The organism is Flavobacterium sp. GSP27 (genome assembly GCF_003970395.1).
Taxonomy (GTDB): domain Bacteria; phylum Bacteroidota; class Bacteroidia; order Flavobacteriales; family Flavobacteriaceae; genus Flavobacterium.
The window spans coordinates 93668-107845 of sequence record NZ_RYDP01000002.1 but is presented as its reverse complement, the minus strand read 5'-3'; the positions used below and the strand labels follow the sequence as shown (position 1 = coordinate 107845).

The window sequence follows — 14178 nt, the reverse complement described above, 5'->3', positions numbered from 1 at the left end:
AAATGGCTCAATTTATAAAAATATACGAAGACAAACCTAACGAAGCAGCAATTGCCAAAGTAGTTAAGGTTTTAAAAGAAGGTGGTTTAGTGATCTATCCCACGGATACTGTTTATGGTTTGGGTTGTGATATTACCAATACCAAAGCATTGGAACGCATAGCGAGAATAAAAGGAGTAAAGCTGGATAAAGCTAATTTTTCTTTTGTGTGCCATGATCTAAGCAACATATCGGATTATGTGAGGCAGATAGACACGGCAACTTTCAAATTATTAAAAAGAGCGTTGCCAGGGCCGTATACTTTTATTTTAGCTGGAAATAATAGCTTGCCAAAAGAATTTAAAAAGAAAACAACCGTTGGAATTCGGGTTCCAGACAATGCGATTGCTCTAGAAATAGTTAAAGTATTAGGGAATCCTATTGTTTCTACCTCAATTCATGATGAAGATGATGTGATAGAATATACCACGGATCCGGAACTAATTTTTGAGAAATGGCAAAACCTGGTTGATTTAGTTATTGATGGAGGTTATGGAGACAATATAGGATCCACCATTATTGATTTATCGGGTGATGAGCCAGTTGTAGTTAGAGAAGGCAAAGGAAGTTTAGATATTTTATAAGATTTAAATTTTTGGCAAAATAGTTGCCGATTTACCATAAATTTTTGTGTTTCCCAAGAAGTTACAAATCTATAGGCACCAACTTCAAAAACCATAATACAAAAACCCTACAAATTTATAAGTAAAAAATCCTTAAACCACTGATTATCAGTATGTTTAAGGATTTTTGAAGTGACCTTGACTGGATTCAAACCAGTAACCTCTTGAGCCGTAATCAAGTGCGCTATTCAGTTGCGCCACAAGGCCTTTTTTTGCTATTGATGTCTTAATTAAGGCGTCTTAGCGGGTGCAAATATAAGTATAAATGTGTAATTTGCAAGTCTAAAATTGTAAAAAAACAAAAAAATATGCCATTAAAAAAGTATATACGTGATATTCAGGGATTTCCTAAAGAAGGAATTTTGTTTAAAGACATCACTCCGTTACTAATTAATCCCGAAGCAAGGAATAAATGTCTTGAAATACTGGTTGAATCCTTGAAAGATAAAAAAATTGACAAGGTAATAGGAGTGGAAAGTCGTGGATTTTTCTTTGGAATTTTGATTGCACAGGAATTAAATGTTGGTTTTATTCCGGTTCGAAAGCCAAACAAGTTGCCTTACGAAACTATTTCAGCAACGTATGATTTAGAATATGGAACCGATACTTTAGAAATCCATATTGATGCAATTAAAAAAGGAGACAGAATTCTGATTCACGATGATGTATTGGCAACCGGAGGAACCGCAAGAGCAGTTTGTGAATTGGTGGAACAATTAGGTGGTGAAATCGTGCAATGCAATTTCCTGATGGAATTAGCTTTCTTGAATGGAAGGACAAAAATCAAAGGAAATGAAATTTTTGTAGCAATTACATACTAATTTAAGGTTCGTGTGATTACGTAATACTTAAAGCAATAATCGCGATTTGCAATTTCTTGGCTTTAGCCAAATCCAATCCCTGTTTGGTGAAACTCTGTAAAATGATTTTGTTGAGTTGGCCCAAGATTTTATACATATCGTTTTGTTTTGTAAAAAGATAAAAATAAAGAAAGAGGGTAAAGAGGGCTTTGATTGGGTGATGTTTTTTTATCTCTAAAGCACACTATGTTTATATTATAATTAAAAAAGCTATTTTACATAATATAAATTATAGCGCAAAAAAGACACAGTACATTTAGACCAAAAAACTCACACTGTTTAGTTACATTAAACGATTACAATCCTTCCTTAAATTATTTAACATGAAGGATATCATTTTTACAGTCTTTTGCTATAAATAATTTTACGATTGGCTGACACCATTTCCGATTTCAGACAAATACGTCTCAAAAGCTTAAAATCACATTATTTTGTTATAATTTATGCTGTTTTAATCTAAATATAGGCCATTTTAATGGTTTTAAAGTATTTCTTTGTGTTACGACGCTTTACCTTGGTTTTGGTGGCTAACGTAAATTTAAACTAAACTATTAATAGTAACGGAATAATTTTTGATTTAAGAAACAGACGATCCTATATTATTTTTTTAAATCAGATAAAATCAAGTGAGTTGTAGGCTCTCCATAAACTAAAAGCCGATCAATAAATTGTTGTAGGTGCATTTGATCAACTAGAACGACGTTCATAATAATGTTTTGGGGTCCAGTAATTCTAAAAACCTCATTTATCTCTGGAAAATCTTTCAGCTGATCACAAAACAACTGTAGTTTTCCACTAAATAACTTGAACAGAATAAAAACCTCTAATCCAAATCCCAGTTTTTGGTTGTTCAGCTGAAGTTTATATCCTTGTATAATAGCAGCATCCTCCAGTTTTTGAATGCGTTCTCTTACGGAAGAAGGTGAAAGTCCAATTTGTTTCCCAATTTCTACATAGGAAGCTCTTGAGTTTATTTCTAATTGCTTTATTATTTTTAAATCTAGAGTATCAACCATTAAAAAAGTTTTAAACGCTTAAAATTACAACTTTTTAACGGAAAATCACTTGTTTATTGATGGATTAAATTTAGATATTTATAGTACTAATAGTACTTTTGAACCATGGATAACACTTTATTACTGCTTACAATTGGAATTTTTACAGGATTTTTTATTCAAACTATGATCGGTTTCGGCGGTGCTTTAATAGCTTTACCTTTCTTGTTGTTAGTTATGCCTTTATCTGAAGCAGTTTCGTATCTTTCTATTTTTTATTTGGTCTCCTCTCCTATTTATGTGTATAAAGAGTGGGAATATATAGACAAAAGCTTATTAAAAAAAATTGCTTTTTCTTCCTTTTTTGGAGTGCTTACCGGAATAGTGGTTCTAGTTTATGGAAAACCGCTGATCTTAAAGCAGGCGTTGGGTGTTTTTATTATCCTATTTGTATTAAATAGCCTTCGTGTCAAAAAAAAAGTAGTGATTTTAAAAAAAACGAAACACTTTTTGGGTTTTCTAGGAGGTTTCTTCTCTGGTTTATTTTCTACCGGAGGTCCTTTATATGTAATAATTGTTCAGAATGAAACTAACGATATAAAGACATTTAGGGCTACCATGTTTGGTACTTTAGGCTTGGTTACGCTGATGCGAATGCCCGTTTTGGTTTTAGGTGGCGTGATTACTATGAACCAAATTTACAATTCCCTCTATGTTGTGCCTTTTCTTATTCTTGCTTTATTTCTGGGCAAAAAAGTCTATTTAAAACTTAATGAAGCGCTTATAAAAAGAATCATTTTAGGACTATTATTTCTATCAGGAGTATTGCTGGTTTTTAAAGTATAATTATAGAAATTGTATTGACTCTGCTTTTATCACATTACTGGTCAATGACGGTGCTAAATTTATTTTATTTAGCAGCTCTTTGTCCATTATCATAAATCACATTAGTGTGGAAAGTGGTTTGATTCGCATCTTAATTATTTACCTTTGCAAAAAATTAAAAATTGCGACTTCAATGAATAATACCGAAATGAACAAAAAAAAATACATTAAATTAATCCTCATTTTAGGTTCTCTTACCGCACTTGGCCCATTTTCAATTGATATGTATTTACCTGGTTTTGCCGGAATTGCTAAAGATTTGAATACTTCTGTTGCCAATGTGTCCATGACATTATCCAGTTATTTTATTGGAATTTCTGCTGGACAATTACTTTATGGTCCGTTATTAGATCGTTTTGGCCGAAAAAAACCGCTCTTTATTGGATTATTGGTTTACATATTAGCCTCTTTGGGCTGCGCATTTGTCACTGATATTGATACTTTTATAGGGCTGAGATTCATTCAGGCTGTTGGGAGCTGTGCTGCTACGGTAGCCTCAGTGTCAATGGTTCGGGATTTATTTCCTGTAAAAGAGATACCTAAAGTCTTTTCTTTATTGATGTTGGTTGTAGGGCTTTCACCAATGCTGGCACCCACTGTAGGCGGTTATGTTACTACTTATTACGGTTGGCATACTGTATTTTTTATACTGATGTGCATGGGAATTGTAATTCTTGTAGCGGCTCAAATTGTTTTGCCTAATACTTTCAAACCGGACACTTCTATTTCATTAAAGCCAAAACCAATTATTTCTAATTTTATACGCATTGTTAAAGTGCCTCAATTTTACACCTATGCGTTTACAGGAGCAATCGCTTTTTCTGGTTTATTCACGTATGTAGCAGCCTCTCCTATTTTATTTATGGATATTTTCAAAGTAGATGGTACAACGTATGGCTGGATTTTTGCCTTTATGTCTTTGAGTTTTATAAGCGCCAGTCAGCTTAATTCTTTTTTATTACGGAAATTTACCAGTGAACAAATGATTTTTGGGGCCTTAATTACACAGTCGGTAATCAGTGTTTTATTTCTGACATTAGCAATCAATGATCTTTTAGGTTTGTATGAAACAATTGCCATGCTGTTTTTATTCTTGGCGTGTTTAGGAATCTCTAATCCTAATACAGCAGGACTGACTCTTGCTCCTTTTTCAAGAAATGCAGGAAGCGCGTCTGCCTTGATGGGTGCGATTCAATTGGGATTAGGTGCTTTGGCCTCTTTTGCGGTTGGTGTTTTTGTAAAAAGCTCTATGTTACCAATGGTTTTGATTATGACAACATCAACAATACTGGCATTGATTATTTTAATTATCGGAAAACGAAACATAAAAAAAACCATTACAACTTCAGGTGATGAAATTGTAATAGCTCATTAACAGTTTATGAAAAAGAATGAATTAATTCATTCTTTTTTGTTTTTTTATTGGTTTCTCCGTTTTTGAAAGGACTTCATTTTTTGCTTGAAGCAAGTGATTGGCCAGGACCTTTTCTATTAGTTCGTCTTTCGTCAAATGATGAAAAACTGTTTTTATTTTATCTTTTAATTCTGTAGCGATGTCATGATTGGGTTTTGTCTTGAAGATTTGCTTCGCCCATAACAACGTATTATTTTCTTCAATACTGGCAAGAGTTGGTTTTTTGAATTCTTTGAATTGTATTCCCAATTCTTTTTCGAATTCAGCAATTTCAACTACTTCTTCCGGCTGCAATACCGTCAATGAAAGTCCCTTTGCTCCTGCTCTTGCAGTTCTACCGCTACGATGTACGTATGCTTCATACACATCAGGCAAATGATAATTGACTACATAAGAAATTTCTTTTACATCAATTCCTCTTGCTGCTAAATCTGTTGCGACTAATATATTGATATGTCCTTCGCGGAATTGCTCCATGATTCGGTCTCTAATTCCCTGCGATAAACTTCCGTGTAATGCACCAGAAGAAAACCTATTGATAGCCAAGTTTTTAGCTAATTTATTGACTGCTGCTTTTGTTTTACAAAAAATGATACCGCGTTCACCCTCTTTAGAATTCAGAAAATGCATCAAAACGTCCAGTTTTTCAATAGGATTTACCACAATGTATTGATGATCAATTCCTTGATTACCTACTGTTTCCATATTGGCACTGACATGTACCACGTTTTTATTCAAATAGTTTTGAATCAATTGTTTTATGCTTCCGGGCATGGTGGCCGAGAATAAAAAAGTCTTATGCGCTGCTGGCAATTCAGCAATAATTTCATCTAAGCCTTCTTTTAATATAGTCACCATTTCATCGGCTTCATCGAGCACGAGGAATCTGGTTTCTTTTAAGTTTATGGCTTTGCGCTGAATTAAATCAATTAATCTTCCGGGCGTTGCCACTACAATATGTGTAGGTGTTGCAAGGCGTTCTATTTGCGGTTTGATTGGAATTCCTCCGCATGTTGCTGCAATGGAAACTTCAGGCAAAAAGGTGGCAAAAGACTCTAAATTTTTAAATATTTGTTGGCCTAATTCCCGAGTTGGCGCAAGAATTACTGCTTGAATCAAAGGTGATTTTACATCTATTAATTGTAAAATTGGCAATCCAAAAGCAGCTGTTTTTCCGGTACCGGTTTTAGCAAGTCCAACTATATCCGTTGTATTTGACAAAAGTAACGGAATCGTTTTTAGCTGAATTTCTGTTGGTACAACAATTTTCAATTCGGTAATCGCTTTTACTATTGGTGCTGAAATTCCTAAATCAGAGAATTGTTTTGGCATTTTTTTTGAATTTTATATTTTATAAAAAATAGTTGTTTTGTAACGGTAATTTTAGCCCCGATAGCAGTGAAAATCCTTTTATTTTTTCTTTAAAAATAAAAGATTGAAACGAATAGCGGGATTAGCTCCTTGAAAAATAAATATTACTCTTCATCCGGTTCGTTCATGATTTTTTCCCGGTATTTTTTCCCGGTCAATAATACCAGTTTCAATTTGTAATCATCTACTAGCCATTCGCGGTAATTTTTACTGCACTGGCTCAAACATTTTGAATAGCGCTTGATGCGACAATCAATGTCATCATCCAGTTCTTTTCCCAGCGCTTTTGCTTCTTGTAAGGTTTCAGAATTATCCACACACATGGCGGCATGTTGCTCTAGGGATTTTTCTAGCACTACTTTGGAACGTAAATTTTGTTTGATAATGAGTTTGTGTTCTTCATCCACATCAAAGGTTACTACTTCTGTTTTAGTAAATTTAGCGCGTAATTCCGGTGGCATGCTGTATTTAAAATACAATTCTATTTCTGTATCGTCTCGTAAGTTTTCCAGGTAAAACTCCGGAGATTTAAAGATATGCTGCCAGTTTACCGGCTCACTCCACAGGCCAAATCGGGCGGCGTTATTCCCTAAATCGATCACATTGAAAATGTCTTTGTTAGGTAATTTTCTGGAACCACGACCGATCATTTGGTAATATAAGGTCAACGATTTTGTTGCTCTGTTCAGGATTATGGTCTCTACGGTAGGCTCATCAAAACCGGTAGTAAGAATTCCCACTGATGTCAATATGGCATCAGGTGTATGCTTGAACCAATGTAAAATATCTTTTCTTTCCTCGTTATTACTGGTGTTGTCTAAATGGCGAATGGCATAACCGGCTTCTCTAAACGTTTCGTATACATATAAGGAGGTGTTGATTCCGTTATTGAAAATCAAGGTTTTCTTGCCTAATGATTTCTCCGTGTAGGCATGCAATAACTTTTCCTGCATGGCCATATTGGTGTACAAATCATCAGATGATTTTACGGTATAATCGCCATTGATCCCTACTTTCAGGGAGGTCAGACCCACATCATAGCTATAGGTAACTGCTTTGGCCAGAAAGCCATTTGTAATCAAGGAACTAATGGTGTCTCCTACGATTAATTCATCGTAGCTTTCATGCATTGGCAATTTGATATTTGAGCTTAAAGGTGTTGCGGTTACCCCTAAAATAAAAGCATTTTTGAAAGAGCTCAATAATTTACGAAAGGAATTGTAATGTGCCTCATCAATGATTACCAATCCTACATTATCTAAATGCAGTTTTTCATCGTTGATTCGGTTTTTTAAAGTTTCCACCATGGCTACAAAACAGGAATAATCGTTTTGATCCGGAAGTTCTTTTACTTTACTGTTGATAATTTTGTTTTTCACATCAAAACCTTTCAACATTTTTGAGGTTTGCTTGCACAACTCAATTCTGTGGGTCAAAACAACTACTTTTTTATCATGTTGCGATAAATAACGGCGCACAATTTCAGAAAAAACCACTGTTTTTCCACCACCGGTGGGCAATTGGTATAACAAATGGTGTTGTGGCGGTGCATTATCAATGCGCTCAAAGATGGCATCTATATCGCCTTTTTGGTACGCATAAAGTTCTTTTTTGTCTTCTATTTCTATTTCTAAAGTGTTTTGGGACATTGCTTATTGTTGGGTTTTTGCAAAAATACGCCTAAAAAACAGTTTAAGTATCAATTTTTATTAAAAATAAACGGAATGATTAAATAAATTTGAATTATGTGAGGATTTAATATTCTAATCGTTCTAAAATGGCATTAAATTCTGGTTCATTGTACCATTTTTGCAAAATAGTTTCAGTGTGTATGGCACTAATTCTGGGTTTAAAATCAGTAAGTATTCCATTTGCAATCAAGAAAACAACGGCTTGCTGAAAGGAATTGTACATGCTTTTGAAAAATAATTCTTGCTTTATATCCTGTTCTGATGAGAATGTTTGTGCTATTTCAATATTGTAAAGCATTACATCCGCAATTACAAAAGGATCTACTCCCAAAAGCGTAAAGTGCTTAATGTATTTTTGGGCAACGGAACGCCTCGTTTTAGGTTTGCTACGCCTTCCGGATTTTTTCAGAGGATAATATTCATTGGAAATTTTGAGTTTGCATTCCTTCAAAAGCGTTTCTTCTTTTGGATTAAAAACAAAATCATAATAGACTTTTACAGAACTGAATTTCTCGTACAATTCGAGTATTTGCTCTTCGAGTTGTTCTTTATTCAATTCGGCTACATATTTTTTTAAATCGCGTTTGCTCATTATCAAAGTTTAAGATTACAAAAGTAATTTACTTTAGGAATCAATGCGTGGTAAATCAATGATAATCCTTAATTTTGTCAATTATCACTTAAAAAAAAATAAATGCTTAAGATTTTTAAGGTTACAGCAATAGTAGAAGGTATATCCGCCTTATTGTTATTTTTCTTTGCTATGCCAATGAAATACATTTTTAATGATCCTATTTATGTCAAACACATTGGAATGGCTCACGGCGTATTATTTACTGCTTACATTATCTTGGCAACAATTTTAAAGTTTAGTGAAAAGTGGAATTTTAAAAAGTATTTTATCATTTGTATTGCGTCAATTCCTCCTTTTGGGACTTTTTACATAGAAAAGAAATACTTGCGAAATGTATAAATTAATAGAAAAAATATTCACTTTTCTATATCTAGTACTCAGGAAATGGGGCTTAGGGAACAGTCTGGCTTCTTATTTTAGCTTGGTGCTGAACATTATTGTTTTGTGTGTATTGGCGTATGTCATCTACGTAATTTTTAGACTTGTTTTAGTTACTATTATGGCCGTTATTGCCCAAAAAACCAAAACCAAATTTGATGATTTGCTGGTAACTAACAAAACGGCTAAATACATTGCACATTTAATTCCACTATTGTTTATTTACAAATCTGTTCCAATAATTTTAGATCGATTTGAATATTGGGAAGGCTTTTTTGGGAAATTGGTTGGAATCTACATCATCATTCTGATTTTATGGATTATACGAACTATTTTCAATGCGTTACGTGATTATTTAAAACTAAAACCAAGATACAGCGACAAACCTATTGACAGTTTCATTCAGGTAATCATGATTATGTTGTGGGTAATTGGAATTACATTAATCATTTCAAAATTATTTGAGATTGATAAAAAAGAGCTTTTAACTATTTTAGGAGCCGTTTCAGCGGTAATCATATTAATATTCCGAGATACCATTTTAGGTTTTGTATCTAGTGTTCAAGTATCCATAAACGATATGGTTCGAATTGGCGACTGGATTACGATGGATAAATTTGGTGCCGATGGAGATGTCATCGAGATCAATCTGGCAACGGTAAAAGTTCGAAATTTCGATAATACCACAACCACAATTCCAACCTATAGTTTGAGTTCAGATTCGTTTCAAAACTGGCGCGGAATGCTGAATTCAGATGGCCGACGCATCAAAAGACACATTCTGATAAAAACAAGCAGCATTCGGTTTTTAGAGGAAGCAGAATTAAATGATTTAAAAAAAATTCATCTAATATCGGATTATATTGACAGTCGAAAATTAGAAATAGACGACTATAATTCTAAACATAAAATTGACAAATCCATTGCTATTAATGGGCGAAATTTGACAAACTTAGGTTTATTTCGAAAATACATCACGGAATACCTGTTCAATTATCCAGGATTAAACAAAGACATGTTGATGCTTTGCCGTCAGTTACAATCAACTTCCCATGGTGTACCGCTTGAGGTTTATGCGTTTTCACATGACAAGCGATTTGAAAACTATGAATACATCATGTCGGATATATTTGATCACATCATTGCTTCCATAAAATATTTTGATTTAGAAATTTTTGAAACAACTGCAGAAAGTGAATCTCAGGTTTAATTTTTTTACTTAAAAAGTATAAATGCACTTCGTATCAAATTAATAATCTGTTTTTCACATATTCAATTGCTGTTTTTCCATGTGCCTTAGGTTTTCCATCCGCATCTAAGTTAACCATTGTGGTGTGATCAATTGTAATGATTGTCTCGCGTGTCATCATATTTCGTGCCTCGCATTTCAGCGTGAGTGAGGTTGTGCCAAATTTTAAAACATCAATTCCAATTTCGACAATATCACCTTGTCTGGCCGAACTTCGAAAATTGATTTCCGACATGTATTTGGTTACGATTCTGGTATTTTCTAATTGAATTATGGTATACAAAGCCAATTCTTCATCAATCCAAGCTAATAATTTACCGCCAAATAAAGTTCCGTTAGGATTTAGATCTTCGGGTTTTACCCATTTTCTAGTGTGAAATTTCATATTTTTTCTTTATAAATGTAAAATTAAACTTTTCTTACGGCTATTTTCTCTATTTTTAAAGAAAAAATCATGAACGAACGCGATACTTTTTTAAAAGAATTCCGAGGACAAACAATAGGTTCCGTAACCACACAATCCACAACAGAAGAATCATTTCAAAATGAGGTGTTACGCCCCATTCTAAAGTTGCAAAATGACTTATTTGCAGCATCCTTCCTCAATTATGTCAACAAAAATAAAATTGATTTCTACAGTTATACACTTGATAAAAAAGTATCCGTCATGGAAAATGCAATCCAGAAAGACATCAAGTTTAGAAATTCTCTGAAAGGAATGATCATTGGTTTATTTACAGCCGATGAATATGCTGCTTATGTACAAAACTCCTCCAATATCAATAAAAGAATGATGAGCATGCTTGTAGAACGATTAAAAAGTCATGTATCACTGTATGAAATTAATAAAAGCAACTAGCGCTATTTCTTCCTTATTTTAGAAATTTAGGGTTCTCTAATCAAATAGTAATTATAGGAAAGATCCTAAGGCTTATTTTAGGTCTAAAAACCTTATAATTAAAAATATAGAGCTTTTAAAACACGTTGCCTTGTTGTTTATAATTTAAAAAACGGCTCTTTATTCATCCAAATTTTACCATTTAGATCCAATTTATTAATCCTAATCTTTTTTATAATAAATATGGGTTAAGTATAATTTTATCTGATTTTTGTGTTATTTTTTTCATTATAATTGTTAAAACTAATTTCATGAAGGAAGAGTATTTCAAATGGCATTCCCCTAATTTAAATAGAGCGATAGAAATGTTGGTTTTTGGACATGCCGGATATCCTGTAATTGTATTTCCTACTTCTATGGGGAGTTACCATGAAAATAAAGATATGGGATTGATTGATTCTGCAAAATGGTATCTGGAACAAGGTTTGATCCAAATATTTTGTCCTGATAGCATTGATAAAGACAGTTTTTACAATAAAAATATATATCCTATAAATCGTATAGAAAACCACGTCAGGTACGATAAAATGATTTGTCACGAAATCGTTGAAAAAATAAAGAACAATACCTCCTCAGGCAGAGTGGCTCTTGCCGGTTGCAGTTTTGGCGGGTATCATGCGGCAAATTTTGCTTTTAGACATCCTGGTTATGTAAGTCATTTGTTTTCTATGAGTGGCGCTTTTAATATCAAGAGTTTTATGGATGGTTTTCATGACGATGATGTGTTTTACAACAGCCCGGAAGATTATTTACATGGACTTAATGATCCGGAATTATGGAAAATGGATATTGTGCTTGGGACGTCTAATTGGGATATTTGTTTTGATGCAAATTTAAAACTAAGTAAAGTGTTGAGCGATAGAAACATTCATCATTGGTTGGATATTCGTCAGGAACGAAAACACGACTGGCCGGTATGGACCGAAATGTTTCCACATTATTTATCCAGAATAAAATTTTTTTAAAATTATAAACATATCAAGATGAAAAAAATTGGAATTTTATTTGGAATGGAAGATACATTTCCACAAGCCTTCATAGATCGTGTCAATTCAAAAAACGAAAAAGAAATCATAGCTGAAGCTGTGGTTATTGATAAAGTAGTTCAAAATCAAGACGGAGAATATGCCGTAATTATTGATCGCATTTCGCAAGATGTCCCTTTCTATCGTGCATATTTGAAAAATGCTGCTTTAACAGGGACGAATGTGATCAACAATCCTTTTTGGTGGAGTGCTGATGATAAATTTTTTAATAATTCATTGGCCGATACTTTGGGAGTTCCGTTACCTAATACGGTACTTCTCCCATCGGCGGAACATCCTACGGATACGACTGGAAAATCATTCCGAAACCTAAAATACCCAATGGATTGGGAAGAAATTTTTCATTATATTGGTTTTCCAGCTTATATGAAACCCTATGCCGGAGGTGGCTGGAAAAATGTGTATCGATTAGAAAATGTCGAAGAATTTTGGGAGAAACATAAGGAAACGGGGCAACTGGTGATGATGCTACAGGAAGAAATTGTTTTTACAGAGTATTTCAGAGTCTATTGTTTGGGTTGCAAAGCCGTTAGGATTATGCAATACGAACCCAGAAATCCGCATCATTTGCGTTATGTACTTGATGGGCCGCCTGTGGATAAAAAATTATTAGCTACTATTAAGGATTATACTTTACGTCTTTGCAAAGGATTGGGTTATGATTTTAATACGGTTGAATTTGCAGTCCGTGATGGTATTCCCTATGCGATAGATTTTGGAAATCCAGCACCAGATGCTGAATTAACTTCGGTAGGTGCAGAAAACTTTGAGTGGGTTGTAGAGGAAGCTGCAAAAATGGCAATTGCTGCTGCAAAAAAACAGAAATCCGGAAAGATGAATTTGACTTGGGGAACATTTATGAAAGATGCAGTAAAATAGTTTTCAGTCACAGTATTCAGTAAACAGACTGTAAACTTTGACTGCGACTGAACACTAAAACAATAATTATGTTAAAGAAATTACCTGTTTTCACCCTCGGTGTAGAAGAAGAATATCAAATTATAGATCCTGTAACCAGAGATTTACGGTCGCATTTATCCAAAATTGTAGATGGTGCGAAGATCATTTTGAATGAGCAGGTAAAGGCTGAAATGCATCAATCTGTGGTCGAAGTGGGTACCAATATTTGCAATAATGTGAATGATGCCAAAAATGAGATTCGGTTTTTACGTTCTAAAATCGTTGAATTAGCGGACAAACAAGATCTTATTGTGGGTGGTGCCGGGACGCATCCTTTCTCGAAATGGCAGGATCAACCGATAACTGATGATCCTCGCTATCACGATATTGTCAATGAATTGCAAGATGCAGCGCGTTCAAATTTAATTTTTGGAATGCATTGTCATGTAGGAATTGAAAATCGGGAGATTGGCTTGCAATTAATGAATCAGGCCACATATTTTTTGCCGCATATTTTTGCGCTTTCAACGAACTCTCCTTTTTGGGAGGGAAGAAAAACAGGTTATAAGTCCTTTAGAACGAAAGTTTTTGACAAGTTTCCAAGGACAGGTTTGCCGGAATATTTTGATTCGGTGAGTTCGTATGAGAATTATTTGGATACATTAATAAAGACTAATTGCATCGATAATCCAAAGAAAATCTGGTGGGATTTACGGTTGCATCCTTTTTACAATACGATTGAATTCAGGATTTGTGATATGTCATTGACAGTGGATGAAACCATTTGCATTGTTGCTATTATTCAGGCAATTGTAGCTAAACTCTACAAATTGAACATGAACAATACTAGCTTTAATGTGTATCGACTGGCTTTGATAAAAGAAAATAAATTTCGGGCGGCACGTTACGGAATTGAGAATAGTATGATCGATTTTGGTTTGCAAAAAGAAGTAGAAACAAAAATGCTTATTCTGGAACTGCTTGATTTCATTGATGATGTGGTGGATGAATTAGGAAGTCGTGCTGATATAAATTATGTCCATGAAATTTTAAAAAACGGTACCGGTGCTGATAAGCAACTGGCTATTTTTCAAGAAACGGGCGATCTTTCCTGTGTGGTTGACTTCATAACAGGAGAATTTACGAAAGGATTATAAAATATAAAGTACCTTTGTTCATTGTTTTTTAAAAAAAA

General features: G+C 33.9%; 16 protein-coding genes and 1 tRNA gene. 10 read left to right on the top strand and 7 right to left on the bottom strand.

Annotated features, from left to right (window positions below; genetic code table 11):
• Positions 1–2 precede the first annotated feature (2 nt).
• The gene (locus EKM05_RS02455; protein ID WP_126553282.1) at positions 3–623 is read left to right on the top strand and encodes an L-threonylcarbamoyladenylate synthase; all 621 of its coding nucleotides are present in this window, start codon (positions 3–5) and stop codon (positions 621–623) included.
• Positions 624–795: 172 nt separating this feature from the next.
• Here EKM05_RS02455 and EKM05_RS02450 read toward each other — a convergent pair.
• Positions 796–869, bottom strand: a tRNA-Arg gene (locus EKM05_RS02450).
• Between the two features lie 101 nt (positions 870–970).
• Between EKM05_RS02450 and EKM05_RS02445 the strand changes: the two genes are divergently transcribed.
• Entirely contained in the window at positions 971–1483 is a 513-nt protein-coding gene (locus EKM05_RS02445; protein ID WP_126553280.1) for an adenine phosphoribosyltransferase, read from the top strand.
• Positions 1484–1499: 16 nt separating this feature from the next.
• Here the strand turns inward: EKM05_RS02445 and EKM05_RS02440 are convergent, their stop codons facing one another.
• Together EKM05_RS02440 and EKM05_RS02435 are read right to left on the bottom strand one after the other, a co-directional pair.
• Positions 1500–1619, bottom strand: a complete 120-nt coding sequence (locus tag EKM05_RS02440; RefSeq protein ID WP_197037188.1) for an SsrA-binding protein — start codon at positions 1617–1619, stop codon at positions 1500–1502.
• Between the two features lie 502 nt (positions 1620–2121).
• Positions 2122–2538 carry an Lrp/AsnC family transcriptional regulator gene (locus EKM05_RS02435; RefSeq protein ID WP_126459625.1) on the bottom strand — a complete coding sequence of 139 codons (417 nt, stop codon included), beginning with the start codon at positions 2536–2538 and terminating at the stop codon, positions 2122–2124.
• A gap of 105 nt (positions 2539–2643) precedes the next feature.
• Between EKM05_RS02435 and EKM05_RS02430 the strand changes: the two genes are divergently transcribed.
• Complete coding sequence (locus EKM05_RS02430) at positions 2644–3363, top strand: sulfite exporter TauE/SafE family protein (protein WP_199734573.1); 720 nt, start codon at positions 2644–2646, stop codon at positions 3361–3363.
• 187 nt (positions 3364–3550) lie between these two features.
• The gene (locus EKM05_RS02425) at positions 3551–4777 is read left to right on the top strand and encodes a multidrug effflux MFS transporter (RefSeq protein ID WP_126553517.1); all 1227 of its coding nucleotides are present in this window, start codon (positions 3551–3553) and stop codon (positions 4775–4777) included.
• A gap of 21 nt (positions 4778–4798) precedes the next feature.
• On the opposite strand, the gene EKM05_RS02420 is transcribed toward EKM05_RS02425, so the two are convergent.
• The 3 genes from EKM05_RS02420 to EKM05_RS02410 form a co-directional block, all read right to left on the bottom strand.
• On the bottom strand, positions 4799–6148 hold the full coding sequence (locus EKM05_RS02420) for a DEAD/DEAH box helicase (protein ID WP_126553277.1): 1350 nt from the start codon (positions 6146–6148) through the stop codon (positions 4799–4801).
• A 143-nt stretch (positions 6149–6291) separates the two neighbouring features.
• Positions 6292–7836 carry a DEAD/DEAH box helicase gene (locus EKM05_RS02415; protein WP_126553275.1) on the bottom strand — a complete coding sequence of 515 codons (1545 nt, stop codon included), beginning with the start codon at positions 7834–7836 and terminating at the stop codon, positions 6292–6294.
• Positions 7837–7942: 106 nt separating this feature from the next.
• Positions 7943–8470, bottom strand: a complete 528-nt coding sequence (locus EKM05_RS02410) for a DUF6155 family protein (RefSeq protein WP_126553273.1) — start codon at positions 8468–8470, stop codon at positions 7943–7945.
• Between the two features lie 102 nt (positions 8471–8572).
• Here EKM05_RS02410 and EKM05_RS02405 point away from each other — a divergent pair, with 102 nt between their 5' ends.
• Both EKM05_RS02405 and EKM05_RS02400 read left to right on the top strand, forming a co-directional pair.
• Positions 8573–8851: a DUF3817 domain-containing protein gene (locus tag EKM05_RS02405; protein WP_126459634.1), complete on the top strand. Its 279-nt coding sequence runs from the start codon at positions 8573–8575 to the stop codon at positions 8849–8851.
• Positions 8844–10100, top strand: coding sequence for a mechanosensitive ion channel family protein (locus EKM05_RS02400; protein ID WP_126553271.1), 1257 nt, complete (start codon positions 8844–8846; stop codon positions 10098–10100). Before EKM05_RS02405 ends, EKM05_RS02400 begins: the two co-directional genes overlap by 8 nt.
• A 34-nt stretch (positions 10101–10134) precedes the next feature.
• Here the strand turns inward: EKM05_RS02400 and EKM05_RS02395 are convergent, their stop codons facing one another.
• Positions 10135–10524, bottom strand: coding sequence for an acyl-CoA thioesterase (locus EKM05_RS02395; protein WP_126451631.1), 390 nt, complete (start codon positions 10522–10524; stop codon positions 10135–10137).
• Between the two features lie 69 nt (positions 10525–10593).
• Between EKM05_RS02395 and EKM05_RS02390 the strand changes: the two genes are divergently transcribed.
• From EKM05_RS02390 to EKM05_RS02375, 4 genes are all read left to right on the top strand, one after another.
• Positions 10594–10998, top strand: a complete 405-nt coding sequence (locus EKM05_RS02390) for a glyoxalase (RefSeq protein ID WP_126553269.1) — start codon at positions 10594–10596, stop codon at positions 10996–10998.
• Between the two features lie 290 nt (positions 10999–11288).
• Complete coding sequence (locus tag EKM05_RS02385; RefSeq protein WP_126553267.1) at positions 11289–12002, top strand: esterase family protein; 714 nt, start codon at positions 11289–11291, stop codon at positions 12000–12002.
• 18 nt (positions 12003–12020) lie between these two features.
• Positions 12021–12962 carry a RimK family alpha-L-glutamate ligase gene (locus EKM05_RS02380; RefSeq protein WP_126459646.1) on the top strand — a complete coding sequence of 314 codons (942 nt, stop codon included), beginning with the start codon at positions 12021–12023 and terminating at the stop codon, positions 12960–12962.
• A 68-nt stretch (positions 12963–13030) separates the two neighbouring features.
• The gene (locus EKM05_RS02375) at positions 13031–14140 is read left to right on the top strand and encodes a carboxylate-amine ligase (protein ID WP_126459649.1); all 1110 of its coding nucleotides are present in this window, start codon (positions 13031–13033) and stop codon (positions 14138–14140) included.
• The last annotated feature ends 38 nt before the right edge of the window (positions 14141–14178 follow it).